Origin of the sequence: Sphingobacterium sp. JUb56 (assembly GCF_014191365.1) — a bacterium.
Classification (GTDB): Bacteria; Bacteroidota; Bacteroidia; order Sphingobacteriales; family Sphingobacteriaceae; genus Sphingobacterium; species Sphingobacterium anhuiense.
Window position 1 is genome coordinate 749805 of the sequence record NZ_JACHWL010000001.1, and the last position, 25283, is coordinate 775087.

Annotated in this window: 23 protein-coding genes; 15 read left to right on the forward strand and 8 right to left on the reverse strand. The window is 35.9% G+C overall.

All coding sequences use genetic code 11. The features are described from left to right. The first annotated feature begins 103 nt into the window (after positions 1-103). Positions 104-1144, forward strand: coding sequence for a S41 family peptidase (locus tag FHR29_RS02855; protein ID WP_183912169.1), 1041 nt, complete (start codon positions 104-106; stop codon positions 1142-1144). 141 nt (positions 1145-1285) lie between these two features. Here the strand turns inward: FHR29_RS02855 and FHR29_RS02860 are convergent, their stop codons facing one another. Continuing rightward, positions 1286-2071 carry a CPBP family intramembrane glutamic endopeptidase gene (locus tag FHR29_RS02860; protein WP_183912171.1) on the reverse strand — a complete coding sequence of 262 codons (786 nt, stop codon included), beginning with the start codon at positions 2069-2071 and terminating at the stop codon, positions 1286-1288. 113 nt (positions 2072-2184) lie between these two features. Further along, positions 2185-2703 carry a glutathione peroxidase gene (locus FHR29_RS02865; protein WP_221197789.1) on the reverse strand — a complete coding sequence of 173 codons (519 nt, stop codon included), beginning with the start codon at positions 2701-2703 and terminating at the stop codon, positions 2185-2187. Between the two features lie 370 nt (positions 2704-3073). On the opposite strand from FHR29_RS02865, the gene FHR29_RS02870 reads away from it, so the two are divergent. Next, positions 3074-3766 (forward strand): alpha/beta hydrolase, encoded by a 693-nt coding sequence (locus FHR29_RS02870; RefSeq protein WP_183912173.1) that lies wholly within the window; start codon positions 3074-3076, stop codon positions 3764-3766. A 178-nt stretch (positions 3767-3944) separates the two neighbouring features. Here FHR29_RS02870 and FHR29_RS02875 read toward each other — a convergent pair whose 3' ends face one another. From FHR29_RS02875 to FHR29_RS02885, 3 genes are read right to left on the reverse strand one after another with little or no spacing between them, the layout of a single operon-like run. Further along, positions 3945-4928: an aldo/keto reductase gene (locus FHR29_RS02875; protein WP_183912175.1), complete on the reverse strand. Its 984-nt coding sequence runs from the start codon at positions 4926-4928 to the stop codon at positions 3945-3947. Between the two features lie 13 nt (positions 4929-4941). Further along, on the reverse strand, positions 4942-5229 hold the full coding sequence (locus FHR29_RS02880) for a putative quinol monooxygenase (RefSeq protein WP_168126932.1): 288 nt from the start codon (positions 5227-5229) through the stop codon (positions 4942-4944). Next, positions 5226-5843 carry an NAD(P)H-dependent oxidoreductase gene (locus tag FHR29_RS02885; protein ID WP_132842360.1) on the reverse strand — a complete coding sequence of 206 codons (618 nt, stop codon included), beginning with the start codon at positions 5841-5843 and terminating at the stop codon, positions 5226-5228. Before FHR29_RS02885 ends, FHR29_RS02880 begins: the two co-directional genes overlap by 4 nt. A 358-nt stretch (positions 5844-6201) precedes the next feature. Here FHR29_RS02885 and FHR29_RS02890 point away from each other — a divergent pair, with 358 nt between their 5' ends. Beyond that, complete coding sequence (locus FHR29_RS02890) at positions 6202-7140, forward strand: LysR family transcriptional regulator (RefSeq protein WP_311732290.1); 939 nt, start codon at positions 6202-6204, stop codon at positions 7138-7140. A 15-nt stretch (positions 7141-7155) separates the two neighbouring features. Beyond that, positions 7156-8139, forward strand: a complete 984-nt coding sequence (locus tag FHR29_RS02895; protein WP_132842362.1) for a Gfo/Idh/MocA family protein — start codon at positions 7156-7158, stop codon at positions 8137-8139. 94 nt (positions 8140-8233) lie between these two features. On the opposite strand, the gene FHR29_RS02900 is transcribed toward FHR29_RS02895, so the two are convergent. After that, a complete protein-coding gene (locus FHR29_RS02900; protein WP_132842363.1) occupies positions 8234-8551 on the reverse strand; it encodes a hypothetical protein in 318 nt (105 codons plus the stop codon). 529 nt (positions 8552-9080) lie between these two features. Between FHR29_RS02900 and FHR29_RS02905 the strand changes: the two genes are divergently transcribed. Then, positions 9081-12380: a SusC/RagA family TonB-linked outer membrane protein gene (locus tag FHR29_RS02905; RefSeq protein WP_183912177.1), complete on the forward strand. Its 3300-nt coding sequence runs from the start codon at positions 9081-9083 to the stop codon at positions 12378-12380. 13 nt (positions 12381-12393) lie between these two features. Next, a complete protein-coding gene (locus tag FHR29_RS02910; RefSeq protein ID WP_183912179.1) occupies positions 12394-13986 on the forward strand; it encodes a RagB/SusD family nutrient uptake outer membrane protein in 1593 nt (530 codons plus the stop codon). Between the two features lie 103 nt (positions 13987-14089). Here FHR29_RS02910 and FHR29_RS02915 read toward each other — a convergent pair whose 3' ends face one another. After that, complete coding sequence (locus FHR29_RS02915) at positions 14090-14833, reverse strand: DUF1080 domain-containing protein (protein ID WP_132842368.1); 744 nt, start codon at positions 14831-14833, stop codon at positions 14090-14092. A 285-nt stretch (positions 14834-15118) separates the two neighbouring features. Between FHR29_RS02915 and ligD the strand changes: the two genes are divergently transcribed. The 9 genes from ligD to FHR29_RS02960 all read left to right on the forward strand — a co-directional run bounded on the left by ligD (position 15119) and on the right by FHR29_RS02960 (position 25065). Continuing rightward, positions 15119-17593, forward strand: coding sequence for a DNA ligase D (gene ligD / locus FHR29_RS02920; RefSeq protein WP_183912181.1), 2475 nt, complete (start codon positions 15119-15121; stop codon positions 17591-17593). Positions 17594-18024: 431 nt separating this feature from the next. After that, entirely contained in the window at positions 18025-18531 is a 507-nt protein-coding gene (locus tag FHR29_RS02925) for an RNA polymerase sigma factor (RefSeq protein WP_168126926.1), read from the forward strand. A gap of 185 nt (positions 18532-18716) precedes the next feature. Then, positions 18717-19706, forward strand: a complete 990-nt coding sequence (locus FHR29_RS02930) for an aldo/keto reductase (protein ID WP_168126925.1) — start codon at positions 18717-18719, stop codon at positions 19704-19706. 73 nt (positions 19707-19779) lie between these two features. Next, on the forward strand, positions 19780-20739 hold the full coding sequence (locus FHR29_RS02935; RefSeq protein ID WP_168126924.1) for a YihY/virulence factor BrkB family protein: 960 nt from the start codon (positions 19780-19782) through the stop codon (positions 20737-20739). 198 nt (positions 20740-20937) lie between these two features. Beyond that, complete coding sequence (locus FHR29_RS02940) at positions 20938-22056, forward strand: hypothetical protein (RefSeq protein WP_183912183.1); 1119 nt, start codon at positions 20938-20940, stop codon at positions 22054-22056. Positions 22057-22217: 161 nt separating this feature from the next. After that, the gene (locus tag FHR29_RS02945) at positions 22218-23030 is read left to right on the forward strand and encodes a hypothetical protein (RefSeq protein WP_183912185.1); all 813 of its coding nucleotides are present in this window, start codon (positions 22218-22220) and stop codon (positions 23028-23030) included. A gap of 199 nt (positions 23031-23229) precedes the next feature. After that, positions 23230-23976 (forward strand): WG repeat-containing protein, encoded by a 747-nt coding sequence (locus tag FHR29_RS02950; protein ID WP_183912187.1) that lies wholly within the window; start codon positions 23230-23232, stop codon positions 23974-23976. Positions 23977-24050: 74 nt separating this feature from the next. Then, positions 24051-24344 (forward strand): hypothetical protein, encoded by a 294-nt coding sequence (locus tag FHR29_RS02955; RefSeq protein WP_132773818.1) that lies wholly within the window; start codon positions 24051-24053, stop codon positions 24342-24344. Positions 24345-24387: 43 nt separating this feature from the next. After that, complete coding sequence (locus FHR29_RS02960; protein WP_183912189.1) at positions 24388-25065, forward strand: hypothetical protein; 678 nt, start codon at positions 24388-24390, stop codon at positions 25063-25065. Positions 25066-25112: 47 nt separating this feature from the next. Here the strand turns inward: FHR29_RS02960 and FHR29_RS02965 are convergent, their stop codons facing one another. Further along, positions 25113-25271, reverse strand: coding sequence for a hypothetical protein (locus FHR29_RS02965; RefSeq protein WP_165902415.1), 159 nt, complete (start codon positions 25269-25271; stop codon positions 25113-25115). Positions 25272-25283 lie beyond the last annotated feature (12 nt).

The following is a 25283-nucleotide window of genomic DNA, read 5'->3' on the forward strand; positions in this document are numbered from 1 at the left end:
ATCGGTCAGAATAATGAAAAATATTGTTTAAAATTTACTGAAAATAGTATCTTTATTTAATAACAACAATACTAAATATTATAATCCTTTTACAAGTTATCTAATGAGATACATTTATTTGCGTTTTATTGTAGTGGCGGTGATTTTGTTTCTTTTCAATACGTTACACAGTTACGCGCAACGTCATGTTGTTCTTGATTCTATTGTTCGAGTGCTAGAGAATAACTCTATGTATAGAACTTCTGTAAATTGGAAACATATAAAATCTACTATTTACAAATCAGTAGACTCTAAAGCTGCTGATTCAATATATCAAATCATTCCAGCAGTTCAGAAGCTTTTTTCATTACTCGGTGATCAGCATGGTGTTCTTATATATAAAAATGATATTTTTAAAGGAAGAAAAAAATACGTTAATCGTAAGATAGATTCGTCGCTTTATACTTATGCATATGATGAACAATATGCATTTTGTACAAAGATACTTAATGACAAATATGGTTATATATCAGTACCATCACCTACTATTTCACTGGGATTGATAAAAGATAGAAAACTTGCTTTAGAAATGCTTTCGAGTATGTCTCAGACATTGCAAGATTCATTATGCAGTTTAACTTCCCAAAAGTTAGATGGAATAATTGTGGACTTAAGATTAAGTTTGGGAGGATCATATGCTATACCAATAAGTGGTTTATCTCCGTTAATTGGTGACGGTACCGTGTTTACTGTTCAACAGGCCAACAGTAATACTGAGGTGAAATTAGTTAATGGAAGTATGCTGGAGAATGGCAATATAATTTCTAACACCAAAGCTGATTGCTCTTTTAAAGTTAGCAAGATTGCAGTGTTGTTAGGACCTTTGACTGGTAGTGCGGCAGAACAAACAGCACTCGCTTTTAAAGGGAAGTCTAATGTTAAGTTTATTGGTGAAAATACTGCAGGGTATTTAACAATGACAAAGCTGGTGCAATTTAGTGATGATCTTATCTTTACTTACTCAGGGGGGGATATTAAAGCTAGGGATAATAATGTGTATGCAGAGGATATTTCACCCGATTTATTGATCAATGCAGGTGATAATTTTAAATCACTGTCTGATGATGCTAAAGTAAAAGCTGCAATCGATTGGTTTAAAAATTAACCTTACAAGTGGTGATTTGAAATATTATAAATACTGTTTACTTTATTTATATGAACTTTTGAATCCAGTTATTAATTAATTTTATTTATGATGAGGCTAAAATAAAATTAATGGAAATCGTACTTTGTGGATAAAAATCTGTTATATTTTTTTGCTATTTTGAGATTGTGGAAATAGTAATAAAATAATTCCAATGCCTAAAATCATTGTAATTGTGTAGGCAATGAGTGCGGTAGATTCTGCCTGTTGTTCGAATCCTAAAGGTACAGTTTCATGAAATAAACCAGTATTGTTTTTATATCCCATTAACCAATGAGCGGTATTCCATCCAAAATGGAGTCCTAATGGTAAGACAATATTTTTTGTTCTTAAAGAAGCTAAACCGAACAAAATTGCTCCCAATCCAGATCCAAATATTGCCATTTTTAAATTAGTGCCTGTTAAAATATGTTCTCCGATAAAAACTGATATAACAATTGATAATGCTAGCCATGGTCTTAAATTGTCGCGCAATCGCCATAAAAGGTATGTTCTAAAAGCGAGCTCTTCACGACAGGATACAAAAAAATATAAAAATATATTAGCGGTAAGAAGTTTGTAATTAAAAGATCGTGATTTTACGAATGTAACATCAGTAAAATATGTCAGTAGTGCTGTCATCGTCATTACCATCAGAACACTTAGCAAAATACCTATTCCAAATTCAGTTATACTTTTCTGATTATATTGGATTCCGATTTTTGTTAAACTAATTTTATCCCAGTACGTAAAGAGGTAAGCAATTATGAAGGTAAGTGTAGCGGCAAGTCCTAGTGAAAATAGGTCAGGGTTGGTGCTATTTTTTGTTACACCAGAAGCTAGGGCAAATACAATGAGCGTAAAAAGATAGAAAATTATAATCTTAAAATATATTATAGCTGTTTTCATCAGTCGAATCATTTTTATGCGATGAATTTAATGAAAAATTTTAAATAGATTTTGAGACAAATACCTAGTAAAATCTCTGGCCACTAAAACATAATCGATGTTTTAATAAAATTTTAACTTTCCAATGCTTTTAAAAATACTGGATCCAAAGGAGATATGCTCGACGCAAAATAATGACTTAGATTACCGTTTTCATTGACTATATATTTGCTGAAATTCCAATCGGGTGCATGATCATTCCATCCATTTTGTGAAGCTTGAGTTAACCATTGGAATACAGGATGCTGTTCATTAGATTTGATCACTATGTTTTTTTTTGCAACAGGAAAGGTGACTCCGAAGTTTACCTGACAAAATTGCTCAATATTTTTGTCTGTGCCTTTTTCTTGCTCTCCAAAATCATTGGAAGGAAAAGCGATGATAGCAATGCGGTTGCCCATTTTCTGATATAGCGCTTGTAATTCCTCATATTGACGTGTGTAACCGCAATCAGAAGCGGTATTGACAAGGATTACTTTCTTTCCCTTAAAATCTGAGAAGTCTATTGTCATACCATTGCTTTTTACTGCTGTTAACTGGTAAAAAGACTGTAGTGCAGTTTTGCCAGAAGGAGCATGCAATATTGTTCCCATTTTTCCGGATCTGGAAAGTTTTTTGATTAGGGGATATAAAGTATGTAGTATTTTTTGTTTGAAATTCATAGTAATGTAGCGTTGATGAAAAGTAAAAGATATTATATGTTTATAACAAGAAAATAACTCGATGAAAATTACTTGGCTAAATATTGTAAAAAGTACTAAGTTACATATTTTGATAAGTTTTTTCCTTACCTATACATTCAACTTTAAATTAATGACGGATAAATTCTTTTAACATCCTAGGGAATTTATTGAAACAGCTTGTGAATGCCTTTTTGATATATTTTATTTTATGACAAACAAAAAAGTGTGATTATTTATTTATAAAGATGTTATTTGAATTTTGTAAAATAAATATAATAGTATGGAAAAGAATGATATAACAATTGTCTTGGTACATGGAGCCTGGGGAGATGGATCACATTGGAGTAAAGTAACAAAAATCTTATATGAGGCAGGATATAAGGTTAGAAGCGTGCAGAATCCTTTAACCTCCATGGCCGCTGATATTGAAAGAACGATCGATCTTATTGATAAAGAAGAAGGTAAGGTGCTACTTGTTGGACATTCTTATGGTGGCGCTGTGATTTCAGGGGCTGGTCATCATGAGAATGTAGCGGGACTAGTTTATGTTGCGGCATTTGCTCCGGACAAGGGTGAAAGTTTAGGAGGTATTTTTTCACGTAGAGAGCAGCCCAGCGGTGCTGCTAATATTGTCCCTGATGCGAAGGGTTTTCTTTGGATCAAGTATGACAAGTATCATGAGAGTTTTTCACAGGATCTTGATCCTATAGAATCAATGGTAATGGCTTTGTCTCAGAAACCTACTCATGGCAGTATTTTTGGCGCTGAGGCTGATGAACCCGCTTGGAAAGTAAAACCGAGTTGGTATCAGATTTCCAATAACGATCATATGATTCCACCTGAAACACAAAAGGAAATGGCCGAAAGGATAAAGGCAAAAGAGGTAATTGGTCTTGATGCCAGCCATGCTTCTATGGCTTCCCATCCTAAAGAGATTGCAGATTTCATCATAAAGGCAGTACAAGCTTTGTAAATTTAAAGTAAATACTGTTTTAGAGTTGTCTATAAACCATTGAGATATAAGTAACTTAATTTAGAATGGAAAACAAGACCAGAAGTTTTAACTTCTGGTCTTGTTTGTTTAAAAATGCATGTATTAAAGCGAGTCATTGAATACATTTCATTTCTAAGGGATAATAATCTTATAAAACTTATAATTTTGATAGTTCGTTATTTATTAAAATAAGTTCCTCAGCAGTAAAATTGATATCCATTGCCTGTGCATTGGCTATCGATTGTGACGCATTTCTGGCGCCTGCCAATACCACAGTTATGCCTGGTTGCAATGTTGTCCAGCGAAGGACCAATTGTGCTACGGTAACTCCCTTGTTTTGTGCAATAGGGGCAAGTGTTGCGATCAGGCTTTTTACTTTTTCGAGATCAAACTGTGAGAAATAACCGTTGCGGTGGTCATCTTGTTTTAAGGTGTTTTCTGTGAAGTATTTTCCGGTCAGTAGTCCTCTTTCCATCGGGCTGTAGGCGATAATGCCGGTTTGGTTTTCCAATGCATAAGGCACTAGATCCTGTTCAATACTGCGGTTGAGCATGCTGTATGAAACCTGATTGCTGGCTAGGGTAAGTGTTGCCGATGCTTCTTTTAATTGATCAACGCTGTAGTTACAAACGCCCGCTGCACGGATTTTTCCTTGCTGGATCAGAACTTCTAAAGCCTCCATCGTCTCGCTGATAGCGGTAGTCGAGTCCGGCCAATGGATCTGCAACAGATCGATGTAGTCGGTACCCAAACGTTTCAAACTTTCTTCCAGCTCTTTAATGATATTGGCTTTAGATGCAAATTTATATACCGGTATTGTTTTACCGTTCTCTGATGCATCAAAGAAAAATTCACCTTTTCCCTGGTTACTTCCATCCCAGACCAAACCAAATTTGGTCAGTAACTGTATTTTTGATCGGTCTTTTCCTTTAATGGCTTTGCCGATCATTTCTTCACTGAGACCAAATCCATAGAAAGGTGCAGTATCAATACTTGTCACACCGTGATCAAGTGATGCATGTACGGAAGCAATGGAATCTTTTTTTTCATTTCCGCCCCACATATTGCCTCCAATGGCAAATGATCCATACGTGATGGCCGATAATTCTAATGCTGTATTTCCTAATTTTCTATATTCCATTGTGCGGTTGTTTTTAAATTAATGTTGTTGCAAGAATGATTGGTTTTTCCTGAAGCTTATCTGCTACAAGTTCACCAAATGCCTGTATGTAGGGTTGCTGATTGTGCGCATCTAAACCTTGCTGGCTCTTCCATATTTCATAAAAGGTGAACAGGTTGCTGTCATCGATACCTTGATGCAGGCTATATAGTTCGCAGGCATCCTCTTTTCGGGTTTGCTCTACCATATGCTGCAGTACGGAAAGAACTGCAGCTCTATGTTCATCTTTTGTTTTAATGATGGCTGTTAAATGTATTTTCATGATACTAATGCTTCTGTTAGTTGTGGGGTAAATACTTTGTCAAGGTGTTTTTGGTAGGCTTCCATATCACGTAATATGTCCGCATTTTTTTCCACATCATGGAAATGAAAGCTTTCTAATTTTTCAAGGGATGCAAATGCATTCATACGATGAAAACCAAATAAAGGACCGTCATCTACACTGGTTTGATTGAAAAACTCTCCGGGTAAAGTGAAGGCAGTCTTTGGCGCATTCCAGCTGCTGGTCACCATATATTTGCGACCCTGCAACATACCACCAGTTCCGTAGTTGATGTCCGGGTTTTCAGAGCGGCGGCCGTCACTGTGGTATATGCCTGTACGGTGCCCTGCGGTAAACACTTCGTCAATATACTTTTTAAAAGCATTTGGTACCTGGAACCACCACATTGGAGTGTGGTAAATAATGTAATCTGCCCAAACAAATTTCTGAACTTCTTCGTCATGATCGTAACCATCTGCAATATGGGTTACTTTGATTTCTACGGAGTCAAATTTTTCAAAAAAAGCGATTGTATTTTCGGTTACTGTTTTATTGAACCGTCCGCTTGAATGCGCGAATGATTGTCCGGCGTTGATAATTAATATATGTTTCATATGTAAATGAATTTTCTTTTAATGGGCATATGGAATATCCAGATTATTTTTATTGCTGTTAGGCTATCGTGGATATTTCATTTTGCTTTATTTTAAATTTACTGTTACAAAGGTATCGGGGTTTTTGTTATTACAGAAATAGTATAAATTATAATTAAGTATTATATTTATGATACTTGTATTTTCACATCATACCGTACATGATTTACCAAACTTAATATAGACGATTATATAGGAATTAGGAGGGTGAGCATTAATGAACCTTTTTAATATTCTGAAAAATAACGGTTTATGTTCTAGTGAAAATGACCGATACTAGCATTTATAATCTTTTTATTGTTATAGACGTATTATTTTTATGATACTTTTAGTATTTTTAAATCATATTTTTGATAATATGGTTAATTTGGAATGGTACCGCACTTTTAAAGCGATCTATAAAACAGGAACATTAACAGGTGCTGCGGAAATCTTATTTATTTCACAGCCGGGTGTTAGTTTGCATTTAAGTTCATTAGAAACCTATGTTGGTAATAAGTTGTTTGACCGTACAGGTCGAAAAATGATCCCAACAGAACATGGAAAAGTATTATATAATGCGTTGGTCGAGCCCTTAACAAAACTCGAGGAGGTGGAGAAAAACTTTCAGCGCTCAACAGAGAAACATATCCCGACAATAAGTGTAGGCATGTGTTTTGAAACTTTTCAGATTACTTTGGAACAATATGTCTCAACACTGCCTTTTAATCTGATTATCAGTTTCGGCGAGTATCCCGAAATGCTTGATCAGCTGGACAAAGGTATTCTAGATTTGATCATCACCCCTAAAAAGGGGGTGTCGGCCAATATTGAGCATGAACCGTTTTCATATGAAAAAATAGTACTTGTAGGGGGTAAAGAGGTCGATATTGACGCTTTTAAAGAAGTCCTGAAAACAAAAAATAAGGGTTTTATTGAAGATTGGCTGAAACAGCAGAAGTGGTACGGTACAACTGGCGATATGGAACATCTTTTTAATTTTTGGAACTTAAATTTTGGTAAAAAACCAGATTTTAGACCTAATTATATTGTCCCCAATCTGAATTCTATCGTACGCTGTTTAAGTGCAGGTGGAGGTCTGGCTGTTGTGCCTGATTTTTTATGTAATACTGAGATTGATAACGGGCAGATCCAACTGGTGTGGGAAGGAGATAAAAAACTCAAAAATACGTTATATTTTGGTTGTCGAAAAAAGACACTCCATCAGGAAGAAATTGATCATATTAAAACATTGTTTAGAAAAGTAATGGCCCGATAATTTTAAGCGTATTTTATGGAAACTACTAAGATAAAATGGGGAATAATAGGCTGTGGTGATGTAACGGAAAAAAAGAGCGGACCTGCATTTAATAAAGTACCGGGTAGTGAGCTGCTTGCTGTTATGCGTAGAGATGCTGAGAAAGCTGCTGATTATGCGCATAGGCATGGAGTTCCTTTTTGGTATGCTGATGTTGACGGAATACTAAACAATCCCGAAATTAATGCCATTTATATTGCAACTCCTCCATCTTCGCATCTGGAATACGCACTTTTAGCATTGAAGCACGGAAAGTATGTTTATGTTGAAAAGCCTGTGGCACTTAACGCCAGTGAAGTGTCGATTTTGGCAAATGCTGTTCAGAAATATCAAGGTAAATTGGTGGTTGCTCATTATCGCAGACAGCTTCCGCTATTTTTAAAAATTAAAGAAATGATCAATAATGGTCTTATTGGTAATGTCCGGATGGTGGAGTTGCGTCTTTGGCAGAGCCGTTCTCCGGCTTTAGTCACTAAGGGAGCTGCTGATTGGCGGACAGATCCTGCGATATCTGGTGGTGGTTATTTCTTTGATCTTGCACCACATCAATTGGATCTGATGATCTATTTTTTTGGCACGCCTTTGTCTTATCATGGTTTTAGCCTAAATCAATCTACGGATAGTGCTGTTGCTGATCAAACAAGAGGCACAATTGTTTTTGATAGCACGATCGTTTTTAATGGAAGCTGGTCTTTTAATGTAGCATCGTCGGATAACGTGGATTGCTGCGAAATAGTTGGAGAAACGGGGAGCTTAACATTTTCAATTTTTGGTAATAAAGTTGTTTTGAAAAATGAAAGTGGAGAGGAGGAATTTTCATTTGATCATCCCGAAAATATACAGCTACCTATGATTGCAAGTACAGTTAATTTCTTTAAGGATATGGGATCTAATCCAAGTTCCATTGAAGAAGCGGTAACGTTAATGCAGATTATTGATGCTTTTGCTACTGTGGAATAATGAGGGTATTGATTTAAAAAATAAGGGTTGTTCAATTATTGAACAACCCTTATTTTTTAATGTTTTTGTCTATTACAAAATAGACTGACATACTTTAAGCGACCTCTAGTGTTGCTTGAATTGTCTTCGTAATCGCATCCAATAATACTTCCTTATATGCCATGAAATGGATCTGACGATCTACTTCTTCAGATACTTTTAAAGCTGTCTTAGCTGTCTTTACAGCTTGCAGTTCATTTAAATAAAGATCGTTAAATGTTGCGGTATCTTTATTTTTCAGTATTCTTATCGTGTGTGAATATTGTTCAAATATATCCGTGATGACAGCTAAATTTGCACTATCAAAATGTTGAAGTTCATTTGTTTTTTCAGAAAGCTTCTCAAGCTTTTTTCTTTCTTTTGCGTAACCCATAATCCTGCGAAGTTACAGATTTTTCTACAGCTATTTGCAAATGATGTGGAATACTCCAGAAGAGGTTTATTCCATTGGGCAGCTACCACGTTGTAGGCTGTACGGTTCGAGCAACCAAATAAGGTTGATCTTGATACAAAAGTATATTGTTTTACAGGAGAGGCGAGGGAATAAAAGTAAAGTATTTATTAACTTTATGTTACAATAGCTGATCCATTTTGATTTTTTATGGGTAGCATATGACTCTCTTTAAGCCTACCAATTTTTTCATTTTGCATAGTATATGCAGGCAGATTCATAATCATATAATAAGGTCATTTTCTATCATTTAGCTCTTCATAGTGATGAGTTTTGTATTGCACTTATTTCAATGAAAATGCTGTTTGTGTTGCTTTTTTGTTAATGATTATGTAAATGATTTTAAATTTTTTGCGCAATTAACACCTATTGTTAAAAATATTTTATTTATTTGTTTCTGCGTGTTCACTTGGAATCATGCACACTAACATACATTAACGAACTAAATTAAATGAAAAATTCTAAACTATTTCATGTTTTAGCCTTTTCTATGGTATTTGGATTTGGTGGTCTCAACCAATCGATCGCCAGTACGCTGTCTGAATATCAAAGCAACCAAGTTAAGATTTCTGGAGTTGTTAAAGATGCGACTGGTCCGATCTCAGGAGCATCTATTGCTGTAAAGGGCACATCGATCGCCACTTTTACGGATGCTTCAGGTCGATTTACTTTAGCGACTATTCCTGCAGGATCAAAAATTGTGATCAGCTATGTCGGCTATGCATCTAAAGAAATTGAATGGAAAGGGGAAAGTACCTTGAATGTGCAACTGGAGTCTACATCAAATGATCTGGATGAAGTTGTTGTAGTTGCTTACGGTACCGCTAAAAAATCAACCTTTACAGGATCTGCCTCGGTGGTGAAATCGGATCAGCTGGAGAAAATATCAGGATCGGGGTTTGCAGAGGCATTGCAGGGGATGAGTCCAGGTGTTAATGTGGTGAATAATGAAGGTAACCCGGGCGGTGACACCCGTATTCAAATTCGTGGTATCAGTTCTATGTCGGGTAATTCTAATCCGCTATATGTGGTGGATGGCATGCCTTATGATGGACAACTGAATTCAATATCGCCTTCGGATATTGAGTCGGTTACAGTATTGAAAGATGCTGCAGCATCATCATTGTACGGGTCGCGCGCAGCAAATGGTGTGGTCGTGGTGACAACTAAAAAGGGAAAAACAGCTAAACCGCAATTGAATTTTAGATCGGCATGGGGTACTTCGGACAATGCAGTCAAAAATCCGACAAAAGCTTCTCCGCAGGAACAATTACTGAATACTTGGGAAGCCATGTACAATGATCAGTTCTATAAATATAACTTAACATCGGACAAGGCCGGGGATTGGGCTTCGGACAATGTCTTGAGTAAACTGCTTAAGCAGGTGACCAATTCGAAAGGTGAACCTACATATGTTTCTCCTTTTCAGCATATCAATGAAGACTATGTGTTGCATGATGGTAAGGGTAATCCCTATATCAATCCAAACTTGAAAATGATCTGGAATGAAGAAGATTATGATGTGTATAAGGCTGTTTTTTCTAGAAAACTAAGACAGGATTATGGCATGGATGTGTCGGGAACTGCTGGTGATGGAAAGACAAATTATTTCCTTTCATCTTCGTACCTAGATGATAAAGGATATGCTTCCAATCAGTACTTTAAGCGTTATGGCTTCCGTGCGAATGTGACGACTCAAATCAACAAATGGTTACAGGTGGGTGGAAATGTTTCTTACAGTGGGTCTAGACAGAATGTTTCTGGTGCAGCACGTGCTTTAGTGTTTACGACATCGATGTATTCACCTTATTTACGTAATCGCGATAATACAGATTGGGTTTACTCCGAAAAAACAGGTAAACGCATGTACGATTATGGCGATTATGTTAATAATTTCTTTGGAGCCAATGTGTTACAGAATAATGGTGATTATTGGAATAATGACAATGATGAAGATTTTAATAATTTTATGCGTACGATGATGGCATCCCGTTTCTTTGCTCAGGTTAACTTGCCTTATAACTTGAGTTTCAAAACGAGCCTCAGTATTGACGATAACAGTTCTAAAAACTTTTTGTACGGATCTGCAGTTCATGGAGCAGGACAGCTCGCTCCTTATGGTGTAACGGTGCTTACTAATGGTGGAAATGCGACTCGCTCGAATACGAACACTAAATCAGTGACGTTTAACAATATCTTAAGCTGGAATCAGGATTTTGGTAATCATAATTTTTCTGCATTGGCCGGTCAGGAATCGTATACCAACAACAGTCTTTACGACTATGGTTATGGTGAAGGCATTATGCAATTGGGGCAATATGAACTAAGTTCGACAACAAAGAACTGGCAGGTGCAGTCCAATAAAAACCGTTTTGCTTTATTATCTTACTTTGGAAAGTTAGATTACAATTATAGCGGTAAATACTATTTATCCGGTTCATTCCGTCGTGATGGATCTTCCCGTTTTCATCCGGATAACCGCTGGGGAAATTTCTTTTCCGCAGGACTTTCCTGGCAGATCGCTAAGGAAGATTTCTTAAAGGATGTGAGCTGGTTAGATAACTTTTCCTTCCGCTCCAGTTATGGTACTACCGGTAATGATAAGTTAAGCCGTAGAGGAGATAACGGTGTTGGAACCGGTGATATTTACTATGCCTACCAGGGTGTATATGAAGCAAGTGATCTATATGGTCAAGCGGGTTTAAAACCATCTGCATTTCCTACGCCTGCTTTGATCTGGGAGAAGAACAAGCAATTTAATGCTGCATTTGATTTTGGTATTCTGAAAAACATCTACGGTACCATTGAGTATTACTCCCGTACTGCTTCTGATTTGCTTTACTACAAAGAGTTTCCACTTTCTGCACAGGTCGGTAATGCGAATGGTTTGAATACAAACTTAGGTGATTTGAAAAATTCGGGTTTTGAATTCTCATTGGGTGCTGATGCGATCCGTAATGAAAACTTTAGATGGAAAATTGATGCGAATCTTTCGACGTTGAAGAATGAGATCACTTATTTGCCAGGAGGTGAATTTACGTACAACAACCGTGGTGCTGGTTATAAACTTTCGGAGGGATATTCCTTGTATGAATTTTATATGGTGAAAAATGCAGGTGTTAATCCTGAAACAGGAAACATGCGTTACTGGATACGTGATGGTGAAAATTGGAAAATGACGGAAAACTATGATAAGGATGTCACTTCGAATGATTATCAACGTATAGGGTCTGCTCTTCCTAAAGTGTATGGTTCTTTGACCAATGCGTTTAATTATAAAGGGTTGGATATGTCCTTCATGTTGTACTATTCGCTAGGTTCTAAAATGTTTGATTATGCTTATGTGGAGCGTACAGCAGTACGTGGTGGTGTTGGTGTAATCCAGGATCTAATAGAAGACCATTGGCGCAAACCTGGTGATCAGGCTTTATTACCTAAATTTTCGAATGATGACTATGCGAGTACCCGTAAAAATTCTGATTTCTATGTGTTTGATAACGATTACTTAAGACTTCGAAATGTTTCTCTAGGTTATACGCTGCCGACAGCTACAATGGCGAGACTGGGGCTTTCTAAAGTGCGTCTGTATGTTTCTGGAGACAACTTACTAACGTTTGGGTCGGCTAAGAATCGCTATTCTGATCCGGAGACGGCTTTATCTGGTAATAATTATAATGGTTCTGCAGATAAAGATAATGGAATCCAAGGTTCAAGAAGAGTGTATATGGCTGGTTTACAAGTGTCATTTTAAGAAAGAATAGAAAATGAAAAATATCGTTAAAAGTTTACAATATATTGCATTAGGAACGGTTGTTTTAATGCAAACAGGCTGTAAGGATTTCCTTGATGCTAATTCTTCAACAGCGACTTCAGAGAATGTTGTTTTATCAAGTGCTTCTCAATTGGAGCGTGTATTGACTGCTACTTATAGACAATTGTATTTCAATGATCAAGGAATGGATCGGGTATATGCTGGTTTACCCGGTTTGCAGATGTATGTTGATTTAGGGGGGGCTGATATTGTGAGTCACACCAATATGGGAGGCAATCAGGTAACAGCATATACTTATGAACCGCAAAAAACACAGACGACAGGTTTATCTAATGGAATTTGGACGATGATGTATAAAATCATCAATCAAACAAATATCATTATTGAAGCGTTGCCTGCCGCGCAGGGGGAAGAGACATTAAAAAACCAGATTATGGGTCAGGCAAAAGCGATTCGTGGTCTTTGCTATTTCCATCTGATTCAAAATTATCAGCAAACTTATATGTTGGCTAAGCAGAAACCAGGTGTTATTTTGCGTTTGAGTCCTAAGGAAAGTGAAAATTTACCTCGAGCTACTGTGGAACAGACTTATGCGCAAATCGTCAAAGATTTGACGGATGCAAAATCGTTATTAGCTAATTATACACAGCCTAATAAATGGACCATTGATAAGTATGTGGTTTCTGGTCAGTTGGCACGTGTGTATTCGGTGATGAACAATTGGCAAGGTGCTTATCAAGAGGCGAAAACTGCTTATACAAATTATAGTCAATTGATGACCAAGACACAGTATCAGTCTGGATTTGATGATGTGATTACAAACAACTATGCTGAGGTGATGTGGGCAGTTCCATTTACAACGACTAATAACCTAGGTGGAGGAACACAATTTAACTTCTGGTATAACCAGGATGAAAGCTATGGCGAGGGTTATACGGATGGGCCTATTTACTCATTTTTGGATTTCTTTGCTGATGGTCAATATGAAAAACTGTTTGAAAAAACGGAAGATCGTTACCAATTTTGGAAACGTACTAAAAATGCTTCTAAAGAATGGTCGACAAAATGGGCGTATAATAAGTACAAACATTATGGTGATGCGAATGGTGCTAAACAGGGAAATACGAGACCTGAGGTTTCTTTAATGCGTGGATCTGAGATGTTATTGATTATGGCTGAGGCTTCAGCTCAATTAAATAATGGTGAGGGTTTGGGTTATTTAAATAGATTGCAAACGGCTCGTGGAGTTAAAGGCTTGACAGTTGCCGCTTCTGGAACTCCGTTGCTAGAGGCTATTTATGTGGAAAGACGCAAGGAACTGTTATGTGAGGGAGTTACTGGAATTTATGATTTATTGCGTTTGCAAAAACCACTTGTCCGTATTCAGGAAACAGCAACTTATGTAGAGGGGCACTATACTTGGGGTGTGACGAACTTGAACGGTTATGTTGCAAGCAGTCCGGCACCAACGGGAACTTTTCCTTCTAATGACTACCGTATGCTCTGTCAAATACCACAATTGGAAATTGCCAATAATACGGCACTTTCAGAGGCTGATCAAAACCCTTATTCAGGAACAAACTAAGGTAGTCTGTATTCTGTAAAAACAGTTTTGTAGGTACAAGCTATAAATATGAATGTAAAATGGCCTAGTGTAATTCACTCGGCCATTTTAATTTTTTTACTGATTAAAGACGTCTTATCCAGATATTGCGGAAGTCAACAAGATCGCCATGGTCTTGCAATACGATTGGTCCTGGACCGTGAACTAATGTTTTTGGTAATCCGATGTACTCTGTAGTTCCTTCGATCTGCGTATTGTATTGTACCACAACACCATTGTGTAAAACGGTTACGATGCCTTTTTTGATTAATACACCATCGGCATTAAATCGTGGAGCGGTATACAAGACGTCGTAAGTATGCCATTGTCCAGCTGGTTTGGTTGCTGTGACCAAGGGTGGCTGTTGTTTATAGATCGATCCTGCTTGTCCATTGACATAGGTTGGGTTATTATTGTTGTCTAAGACCTGTAATTCATATTGACCCTGCAAAAAGATACCGCTGTTTCCTCTTCCTTGTCCTTCACCTTTGATGACTTCGGGACTTTTCCATTCGACATGAAGCTGGAAATCTTCAAAGTTTTCTTTTGTCTGGATATTCCCTGTTTTTGGGGTGGACGTTAAAACGTTATTTTTTACTTTCCAGGGTGCCTGCTCTTTTACGTTATTGGAACTTACCCATTGGTTCAGATTGGAGCCGTCAAAAAGAACGATCGCGTCAGAAGGGGCTTTGTTCTCAGTAGTTGTCACCGTACGCAGTACTGGAGTATAAAACTCGGTATCCTGCGGTTGAAATTTCGTTTGGGCATAACTTAAAGAACCAATTAGGCTCATGCTGAGGACACAGCAAGATATATAAATTTTGTTCATTTTGTAATAGATTGATTTCACGTAAATATAAGTATTCAATGTTAAAATCTGACATGCTTTTATGTAAGACTATTGTGATGGAAGTTTAGAATGATTGAAAATGACCATCGAAAAGAGGGTATAACTCATGTTTTAAAGTTAGGACAAAAGGTTGTCCACCAAAACTAACAAAATGATGCATTTAAGCGTTATAATTATAAAAGGAAACACTTTATCGTCACCTAGTTTTTCATTCAGTCAGGATAGAGCCCTTCGAGGGTTTCATGTACATCAATAACTAAAAACATGGATACACTAAAGCAATATCACGAGAAACGTAATTTTGAAAGTACAGAAGAGCCTAAAGGTAAGTTAAAGATTAAACGAGATAAAAAATTGCGCTTTGTTGTACAAAGACATCATGCCAGTAGATTGCATTATGATTTTAGATTGGAAGTAGCCGGTGTACTAAAAAGTTGGGCTGTACCAAAGGGACCATCATTGTTTCCTACCGATAAGCGATTGGCTGTTCAAGTTGAAGATCATCCCGTCGATTACGCAAATTTTGAAGGAACAATTCCGGAAGGTAATTATGGTGCTGGTACCGTAAGTGTTTTTGATAAAGGGTATTATGAGCCTTTAAATGGACAAGATGAAGATACTTTTTTAAGTAGTTTAGCGGATGGATCTATTAAATTTGTCCTACATGGAGATAAGCTCAAAGGAGAATTTGCTCTTGTCAGAATAAAAGGCGATCAAGAAGGTAAGTCGTGGTTACTCATTAAACATAAAGATGAATATGCAACCGAAGTATCCTATAATGCTGAAGATGCAGTTCCTGAAAAAATAAAAAAAGAAGGATTAGAATATAAAAAAGTAGGAGCAAAGAAGAAGTCAAAACGAATAGCTAAGCCATCGAATAATAGTGAACCAGAGCTGACTCAGCTGTCGCCAATGTTGGCCAAGCTAACCGATGCTATGCCCGAAGGGAATGATTGGTTATTTGAAAAGAAATTTGATGGTTTTCGCATTATTGCAGTAAAAAAGGATGAACATATTTTTCTTTATTCCCGAAATGGAAAAAATATGAACAAACTATTTCCTTCCATTGTGAAGGAGCTAATGGCTTTAAATAGGAATGTTTGGTTAGATGGGGAAGTGGTGATAGAAGATAGCAGAGGTAAATCGTATTTTCAGATGTTGGCAACAGGCGAACCATTGGGTAGTTCCTATCAACTGCATTATTATATCTTTGATATTTTGAATTTGGATGAAAATGACTTAAGTCAATACCCTTTATCTGAGCGAAAAGAACTATTGACTTTGTTTTTTAAAGGTTTCAAAAGTCAAATGATTGAGTTGGTTAACTTACTAAAAGGGACGCCTATGTCCATTTATCGTCAAGCAGAACGAAAGGGATGGGAAGGAGTCATTGCCAAAGATCTTACCAGTTTTTATCATGCTGGAAAACGAAGCAATCAATGGCTTAAGATTAAAATTCGACAAAGCCAGGAAGCTGTTATTTGCGGTTTTACAAAACCGCAGGGAAACCGTTCTTCTTTTGGAGCTCTCGTTTTGGGTTGTTATGACAATTCGGAGTTAACCTATCTAGGTAACTGTGGTACTGGATTTAGTGATGAGTTGTTGGAAATATTAATGGATAAATTGAAAGGGCTTATAATAAGCAAGAAGCCGTTTCCTCAAGATGTATCTGTTGCGAAGGAAAAGGAAGTGACTTGGGTGAAGCCGGATCTCGTCTGCGAAGTTTATTATTCGGAGTGGACAATGGACCATCATTTACGTCACCCGGTTTTCAAGGGATTACGTACAGATAAAAAAGCTAAGGAGATCGTCATGGAAGAGGTCAGAAATGAAAGGGTAAAAGAGAAGATAATTTCTATAAACCGCCATCGTGTAAAACTCACTAATCTTGATAAAATATATTGGCCAGATGAAGGATATGTGAAAGGTGAAATGCTTGAATATTATGAACAATATGGTGATTTACTATTGCCTTACTTAAAAGATAAGCCAATTTCACTTCATCGTTTTCCTAATGGAATAGGAGCTGATAGTTTTTTTCAAAAGGATGTCGATTTAAAACAAATTCCAGATTGGGTAAAGACCGTGCCCATATATGCTGAAAATACGGATAAAAATATCGATTATATAGTGTGCAATAATAGAGCAACCCTCTTGTTTATTGCAAATCTTGGCTCTATTGAGATAAATCCATGGCTATCGACGTATAAAAAGATTGAAAATCCGGATTTTGCAGTTCTGGATATTGATCCAAATGGAGCAGATTTTGATTCGGTAATTGAAATAGGGCTGACTGCTCATCGAATTTTTCAACAAGTTGGAGTTGCAGATTATATTAAAACATCTGGTTCGACAGGATTACATATCTACTTGTATGTCAAACAACGGTATACTTATGAGGTTGTACGCGATTTTATCCAGCTCATCGGAGAAATGATTCATGAGGAGCATCCTGATACAACAAGCCTTATCCGGGATCCTAAGAAAAGAAAGGGTTTAATCTATCTTGATTTTTTACAAAATAGAAGAGGACAGACCATCGCAGCTCCATATTCTATACGTCCTAAACCTGGTGCTACTATCAGCACGCCTTTACATTGGGAGGAAGTAAAGAAAGGTTTGGACATCAGACAATTTAATTTAAAGACTATAACGGAGCGATTGAAGAAAGTGGAGGATCCATGGAAAACCTTTTTCGACACACCTAGTAATATTAAAGAAGCTTTAGCGAACTTATAACTATTGTCAAAGCGTGAACACTTAATTGATATTTGAATATTTTCAGATTTATAAATACCAATTTTTGTCTTACTTTTAGTAAATTGTATAGAGAAGTAGACGGTTTATTTGTTGAATAGCAATACCATAAAGAAATTTAACCATTTATGTGAAAAATTATGATCTTTCATTGGGGTTAAATACCCGCTCTTGCGTATAAATTCAATGGTTGAATACACATTTCTAATTGTTTGAAAATAGTGTTGATGATTTAACTTGTGGTTTAGGGGGTATTAATACTCTTTTTTTTGAAAAAATATTAAAGGATATAGCACAGCGATTGCTTTAATGTTATCAACAATGCATGAATATTAAAATGATCCATGCTAGATAAAATTAGATTAAGTGTTAACAAAGATGTACGCAAGTACAGCAATAAAAAACTATCCTTTATGACAAAGACAGAATTTAACACCCAAGTGATCGAGCAAACAAATGAGCTCAAAGTTTTTGCAAAGCGTTTTACAAATGATTATGACGAGGTCAATGATCTTTTGCAAGATACCATGTTAAAAGCGGTAAGCTATTTCCGTAATTTTCAAGAAGGATCTAATTTAAAAGCATGGCTTTATACCATCATGCGCAATACTTTTATTAATAATTATCGACGTACAACTAAAAGTCGTTCTTTTATTACAACAGAAGAAGAGATCAGTACTTCGCATTTGCAATATTCTTCGGTAAGAAATGGTGGAGAAGATAAATTTGTGATGGAAGATATTCAGAAAGCATTGGGAGAATTGGATGAAGGGTTCTATATACCTTTTACTATGTTGTACGAAGGATATAAATATAATGAAATTGCTGAACATCTTAACCTTCCTATTGGAACAGTGAAAACTCGTATCCATATTGCGAGAAAAAGACTAAAGGGAACTTTATCAACATATAAAAATTAAACAGGATTAATTTCCATTTTGTGAAAAGAAGGGCATTCCTTGGGTTTAGGCCTTAGGAAGCCTTTCTTTTTTTGTTTTCAACTTTCCTGTTTGTGTTTTTTGGAATGGTATTTTCCGATTCCATAAAGGGAACATTTTTATGGATTTTGGGTTATTATATAGGAAGCAGGATATAAAAATTGTATATGAAGAATTTATTTAATGAAAAACATCGCTTGGGCTTAGGTGGCGTGGCTATAGGAACTGGTTTTGAAGTATTATCAGATAAGCAGTCATATGATATACTGCAAAAGGCATGGGATCTGGGTATTCGATACTATGATACGTCTCCCTGGTATGGTCTAACAAAAAGTGAAGCGCGATTTGGAGAATTTTTAAAAGATCAAGATCGGTCTGACTATATCCTCTCTTCAAAAATTGGTCGATTATTTGATCCAGTGATACCCGAAGCTGTTCCGCCTACCATGTGGAAGGCACCATTTCCATTTGATTTCGAACATGACTATACTGCAGATGGAACTAAGCGTTCGATTGATGATAGCTTACTGCGGATGGGCGTTGATCATCTGGATATTGTATTTGTACATGATCTGTCTGAAGATCAAGTTGGTGACCGCTATGACTATTACTTCAAACAAGCAGCAGATGGCGCATTTAAAGTATTATCGGACTACCGTGACCAAGGTATAATAAAAGGCTGGGGACTTGGTGTCAATAAAATTGAACCTATTTTGGACTGTCTTGCAGTAGCGGACCCTGATATCTGTCTGTCTGCCACTCAATATTCAATATTAGAACATGAAGATGCTGTCGACCGCCTTCTACCCGCTGTGCAAAAAAGTGGAGTAAAGCTCGTTTCTGGTGCTGGATATAATTCAGGATTTATTGCTGGGAGAAACCGATATAATTACAAATCTTTTATACCAAAGGGCATGATTGAAAAACGTGAGCGTATTGCACAAATAGGAGCTTCTCATGGTGTCGGAATTATCCCTATTGCCCTTCAATTTGTGCTTGCAAGTGAGGATTTCGTTTCAATCATACCTGGTGCAAGTACTACAGATCAAGTACGATCCAATGTTGAGGCTTTGAATACCGTAATTCCCCCTCAACTTTGGGCGGAATTAAAAAATGAAGGTTTAATTTATAACAATGCTCCTGTGCCACAAATTTAGTGTTACAGCGACATTGTGTTATAGATAAATTATAAAAAATGATTTCTAGGCGTTTAACAAAGTGATCAGGACTATGGAAAATAAAAAAAAAGGATTTATAAGTAAATACATAAACATATTTAAATCGACAGTATCGGGATTTATGAATGAAGATTGTCTTAAATACAGTGCCTCACTTTCGTATTACACTATATTTTCAATCGGTCCGATTCTCGTGCTTATGATTTCCCTTGCAGGGATCTTTTTTGGAGAGGATGCGATTCAAGGGAAAGTGTTTTCAGAAATGAGAGGTTTGGTTGGTCCAAGCGCCGCCAGACAAATTCAGGAAGTGATCAGCAATCTGAAACTATCAGGTAAATCAAATTTTGCATTGATTGCTAGTATTATCACCTTGGTAATTGGAGCTACGACTGTATTTGGAGATATTCAAAATTCCATTAATAGGATATGGCATGTTCGGGCAAAACCAAAACGAGGCTGGCTCAAGTTGATTACGGATCGATTGCTATCTTCCTCTCTAGTTGTTGGACTTGGATTTTTATTAATGGTCACATTGGTTGTCAATGGTATCATTCTAGCTTTTACAGATCGATTGCAGGTCTATTTCCCTGATATAACAGTTTTCTTTATGAATGCAGTTAATTTTGCATTAAGCTTTGGAATTATATTTATTTTATTCGGAATCATATTCAGAACATTGCCTGATGTTAAGATCGAGTGGAAGACTGTACGCACGGGAGCTCTTTTTACAGCCTTATTATTTATTATCGGTAGGTATGCCATTGGATTATATTTAGAATCTTCCGGAACTGAGTCAACCTATGGTGCTGCAGGTGCACTTGTATTAGTATTATTATGGGTATACTATACTGCTGCTATCTTGTATTTTGGTGCGGTCTACACACGTGAAAATGCCATTGCAAACGGTATACCGATTAAACCTGCTGACTATGCGGTTTATGTAGAAGAAAAGGAGCGTGAGCGTGTGGTGGAAGAAATTCCGGCCAAACCCGCTGATCAAGGGGTGTCTTAATATAATGTTGTCAGATGATTATCAGGATTTTATGCTGTTATTTAGATTTTCATGAATAGGAGGTGTATAAATTTTTTGATAATACTATTTCGAAAAGGTTAATATTAATGATAAGTTTGTTGTTATCAATGCTATTTTCTTTCCGATCTGCGGTAAAGATATCTGGCAGTTGAATTACTTTTCAATTAATAAATATAAATGATGATAAAGACATCTTTAATGGTATGTGTTATGATGATGGGAATTTCTGTATCGGCACAGCGGAAGGGTTATCTTCCGCAGGGAGAAAATCAAGAAAGATATAAAGAAATCAGTGGACGGTACGGGAGTAATGACGGCATCTGTCTTTTTGAAGATGGTACTTTTATGCTTTATGGCTATGCTACAGCAGTTTTTGGGCATTATGGTTTTGAAAAGGACTACTTACTTTTTTATACGGATAAACAAGATCTATTTGAGATCTATGCCCACCAAGATCCATCTCTAGGCGCGGGAACGAAAATGGCTTTTGTAGGTTTTGAAGATGGAAATACCTATGTCAAGTTTGATAAAGACAGTGTACAGCAAGTGTTTAATGACGATGCGAACTGCTTTAGTAGCCCATTTGTATATGAAAAAAATACTTTTCCGAGAAGTATTAGTTTATATGCCGCAGAAAATAGTCAGGACGATTCTCTAGCTTCATGGAATTATCAGAATGATAAAGGCTTTAATAATTTTGTGCTCGTACACAATAAAGCCCGACGAGAATATGAAGATTTTTCCGGAGCGTTATATAAGAATGAAGATAATCAATTGGTGATCCAGCTTTCTAATTATGGAGGGGAAGACGGTTATAAGAAACAGGAAAGTGATCAAGAATGGAATGATATCATGATGATGAAAAATGAATATCTTACATCGTTTAAATCACGTGATTTTATGCTTGTTAATAAGCATTATGGCACTTTTGAAAGGGATCTTTCTACCTATCGTCTGGACAAATTTACTAACCAGTATATGCGGCAGGATGACCCGGATAATGATGCCTATTATGAAGATAATGTGTATCAGGATGATCGTATCTTGAGTCAGTTTCTTAAACAGAATCTTATGGATAGGGTTATGAAGGGACGAGAAGAATTAGTATTTTCCGATTCAACTATCTTTTTCAGTAGCTGTACTGAGATCGAAAAGTCATATCGTTATAAAGGAAAAGTATTGAAGAAGGTCGATGATGAAGAGATGAAGGAGGTTGTGGCACCTCTTATAATGACATTGCCGGTCGAACAAACTAATACGGGGAATGAGAAAAATAGTAAAAAGATCCATAAATAATATAAACCTTCATAGACGATGTAATCTTTCTCTTTGTCCTAGATAGATCAATGTGTACATGGAATAATTTCTTTTTAATTGAGGCTATGCGCTAAAAAATTCAGGTTGTTGCTTATATACTTTGATACCATACATTGATGATATTTTGAAGTCAATTGATAATGAGTAAAAAAAATAATTCTATCAGTATTTCGAAAAAAAAGTTTGGAAAGAATAATAGTGCCATTTCATTAATTTTTGTCATTATGTTTTCTCTTTTAGGAGTCATTGGCATTATAATAGATTGGAAAAGTGGACTTTCCGGACTTGCTTTAGTAACTGTACTATATGTTGTTCATAGCTTCGTCAAGTTCAACTATTTTCTCTACTTTATTGGCTTGTCCTTTGTTGCTATATATCTGTTGAGTGAATGGCAGGATATTGAATTTTTACAGATCGTCCTTTCTTCGATTTTTCTAACTTTTTTATTTTTCATAAAATCGAGTTATCAAACTTATAAAGCACTTGATAGTTTTGAAATTTTCTATTTGGATAGCAGAGAGCTACATTGTTTATCAACGGAGAATGATGCAGATTATAAAGGCTATGCACTAGATCCTAGAAGTTATTTAAAGAAGTATGCTGCAGAAAAAATTAGCGCTATCTCTTTCAAAAGAAAAGATATGACCATTGCAATAGATGATCTATTGATACGACCTAGAGCGCTAACAACAATTGATCTAGAACAGATTTACGATTTTGTAAAAATTAATTATCCAAATCTTTTAAATAGAGACGAGTTTATTCAACAAAATCTAAGTAAAGAAAATCAATATTACATTCATAAGATTTATATTTTTAGTCCTATCCTCGTTTTGGCACTTGTTATCTATTTCTTCGGAAATAATGGTAAAGATCATATCCTAACGCTTTGCTGTTTAATACTAATGGTTATTCTGCCAGTTGTCATTAGTAAATTTTTAGCAAGAGTATGAAGTGTACTTTTCAGTATTAATATTTTCATAGCTAAATCATATACTAGTTTTTTCGTTTAAAATAGTCGAACACGGATTGTAAGATCTCTTAAGCGAATTGTAAACCCATCACAATATTGTCGATGTTTAAGGTATTTTTGTAATAGTAACAATTGAACATCATCGAGATTGCTAATGGTGTCATTTTCAAATTATATAAATGAACTATTTATTATTATTTTTCTTTACGATTTTATCTGCCTGTACCAATAATACGATACAAAAGCAGGACATGCGAAAATCTAAAATAGTGCAATTGCCAGGACATTATAATGTGCAGGATAATGCATGGGAAAACAGCGATCCGAATTATGATGCTTATTCTTCATTTGGAGAAGATCTTTATGCCACATTCAGTAAGTTGGATAAAGATGGAAATAGTTTGGGACTGGGTCTTATTGATAAGAGTGGGAAAGTTATTATACAGCCTATTTACAGCAGTGTAACGATGCGCATTAGGACGGAAAATGATTTTTTCGTCGTTAGTGATTCCCTTAATAATTATGGTATAGTCAATAGCGATGGTGTTGAAATTGTAAACCCTCAATTTGATGATATCTATTTTGGGAATAATGCGGCCGATTCGATGGATACAAAATTTGGATTGATAAAAGTCAGTAAAAATGATAAGAAGGGCTACATCAATGCCACTGGTCAAATTATTGTTCCGGTAAAATATGATGATTTATTTATGATGGGCAAGAATGGCTTGATCATGTTTCAAGTTTTGATTCCTATAGGTAATGGTAACAATACCGCTAAATGGGGAATTATGGATTTTGATCAAAAAATAATTAGCCCACCTCGTTTTTCTTATCCAAGTCGTTTTGAAAATGGTAGCGTAACACTTGTATCAGAAGGTATAGAATATGATGTAAATGAAAATGGAATAATTAAAAAAAAATAATGAACACTTTTTTTTAAGCCTTATTATGTATCATAATAACGTTGCGAAAATCTGCTTATTAAAGCTATTGAAAAATGAAAGATTTTTTTAAAAATAAAATAACGATCTTTTTTACGTTAAGTGCATTATCGATTTTGATCGGAATTTTAATTGCGATTATATTAGCTACGGGGGTTTCTGCTCCAGATAAGTTAGCCGCGATGTACATTTTTTTTGGACTGATTCCTGTTTTGCTCATCATTGTGATTGACAGAATCTGTGTTTGGAAATTTGGAACAAGAAAAGTAAATAAAATTCAGCTTTATATCCTGATCTGTTTTATTGGTCTGTTTGTAATCAATTGGATAAGACTACGATTGCAGGTGTAAAAACCTCAGTAATATAAATAATTAAAACATAAGATAAATTTAAATGAAAAGTAACAAAACCAAAATGATTCTTTTAGGAACAGTAGCTGTATTAATCGTATTGCTTATTGCTAGTAATTTTATATATATCACGCCAAATGAAACATTGCTCTATAAAGCGCAGCAATATGTAACCTATTCAAAAGCTGATTGGGAAAATTATGAAGAAAATAAAAGAATATTAGCAAATAATCCAACAGACGGTAATATTCAAACTGAGGTAGCTGCGGTAGTTTCTCCTGATGATATTTACTCGTTAGATACGAACCGTGTGGCACCTGAAGTTGTTGCAAGTGAACTTGAAAAGATTAAAAAAGCAAATTTTGATCGTCTTGTTGAAGCTAAAATTAGACCTGATCATGAAGATGCACAGGCTGCGTTGATCCGCCATACTGATGGCCGATTAACGGACGTCATTATTAATCAAAAGATCAATATAAAAGTTGGTAAGTGTTACGATAACCCAAATACAGATGGCAATTACAATTGTGTAAGCTGTATGATTTTGTTATATAATAGAGATAAGAAAGATTGGCAGGAAGCACCTGATGGAGATAATTTTCTTAAGCCCGCGTATGATTTTTATCAGCCGTCAAAAGGCGATATTTGGGAAGCTAAAGATCTGACGATGCGTATTCCATTTGATTATGATCTGTACAAAAAGTTTGAAGGTAAAGAATAAATTTTTGAGCTCAATAATTGGAATGTAGTGCCATGATAGTCATGGCACTACGTGTCGTGATTGTCCACTTCATTTGGATTTGGCGGAAGCGGATTCGTGTCTTTTTTTGGTGGTGTACCGGTATTGCTTTTCACTTTGTTCTGAGATAAATCATTAGATTTCTCTTTGGGAATTTTTGCTATTGTTTTTAGAGCTTTATTTTTCATATAAACAAATCA

Bases quoted from the DNA above. Each gene is read 5' to 3' on its own strand.
- FHR29_RS02885 (WP_132842360.1), bottom strand. From the start codon at position 5,843: ATGAAACATATATTAATTATCAACGCCGGACAATCATTCGCGCATTCA.
- FHR29_RS02905 (WP_183912177.1), top strand. From the start codon at position 9,081: ATGAAAAATTCTAAACTATTTCATGTTTTAGCCTTTTCTATGGTATTT.
- FHR29_RS02860 (WP_183912171.1), bottom strand. From the start codon at position 2,071: ATGAAAACAGCTATAATATATTTTAAGATTATAATTTTCTATCTTTTT.
- FHR29_RS02965 (WP_165902415.1), bottom strand. From the start codon at position 25,271: ATGAAAAATAAAGCTCTAAAAACAATAGCAAAAATTCCCAAAGAGAAA.
- FHR29_RS02855 (WP_183912169.1), top strand. From the start codon at position 104: ATGAGATACATTTATTTGCGTTTTATTGTAGTGGCGGTGATTTTGTTT.
- FHR29_RS02930 (WP_168126925.1), top strand. From the start codon at position 18,717: ATGAAGAATTTATTTAATGAAAAACATCGCTTGGGCTTAGGTGGCGTG.
- FHR29_RS02955 (WP_132773818.1), top strand. From the start codon at position 24,051: ATGAAAGATTTTTTTAAAAATAAAATAACGATCTTTTTTACGTTAAGT.
- FHR29_RS02925 (WP_168126926.1), top strand. From the start codon at position 18,025: ATGACAAAGACAGAATTTAACACCCAAGTGATCGAGCAAACAAATGAG.
- FHR29_RS02960 (WP_183912189.1), top strand. From the start codon at position 24,388: ATGAAAAGTAACAAAACCAAAATGATTCTTTTAGGAACAGTAGCTGTA.
- FHR29_RS02940 (WP_183912183.1), top strand. From the start codon at position 20,938: ATGATGATAAAGACATCTTTAATGGTATGTGTTATGATGATGGGAATT.
- FHR29_RS02895 (WP_132842362.1), top strand. From the start codon at position 7,156: ATGGAAACTACTAAGATAAAATGGGGAATAATAGGCTGTGGTGATGTA.
- FHR29_RS02900 (WP_132842363.1), bottom strand. From the start codon at position 8,551: ATGGGTTACGCAAAAGAAAGAAAAAAGCTTGAGAAGCTTTCTGAAAAA.
- FHR29_RS02950 (WP_183912187.1), top strand. From the start codon at position 23,230: ATGAACTATTTATTATTATTTTTCTTTACGATTTTATCTGCCTGTACC.
- FHR29_RS02910 (WP_183912179.1), top strand. From the start codon at position 12,394: ATGAAAAATATCGTTAAAAGTTTACAATATATTGCATTAGGAACGGTT.
- FHR29_RS02880 (WP_168126932.1), bottom strand. From the start codon at position 5,229: ATGAAAATACATTTAACAGCCATCATTAAAACAAAAGATGAACATAGA.
- FHR29_RS02915 (WP_132842368.1), bottom strand. From the start codon at position 14,833: ATGAACAAAATTTATATATCTTGCTGTGTCCTCAGCATGAGCCTAATT.
- FHR29_RS02935 (WP_168126924.1), top strand. From the start codon at position 19,780: ATGGAAAATAAAAAAAAAGGATTTATAAGTAAATACATAAACATATTT.
- FHR29_RS02875 (WP_183912175.1), bottom strand. From the start codon at position 4,928: ATGGAATATAGAAAATTAGGAAATACAGCATTAGAATTATCGGCCATC.
- FHR29_RS02890 (WP_311732290.1), top strand. From the start codon at position 6,202: ATGATACTTTTAGTATTTTTAAATCATATTTTTGATAATATGGTTAAT.
- FHR29_RS02945 (WP_183912185.1), top strand. From the start codon at position 22,218: ATGAGTAAAAAAAATAATTCTATCAGTATTTCGAAAAAAAAGTTTGGA.
- ligD (WP_183912181.1), top strand. From the start codon at position 15,119: ATGGATACACTAAAGCAATATCACGAGAAACGTAATTTTGAAAGTACA.
- FHR29_RS02870 (WP_183912173.1), top strand. From the start codon at position 3,074: ATGGAAAAGAATGATATAACAATTGTCTTGGTACATGGAGCCTGGGGA.
- FHR29_RS02865 (WP_221197789.1), bottom strand. From the start codon at position 2,703: ATGGGAACAATATTGCATGCTCCTTCTGGCAAAACTGCACTACAGTCT.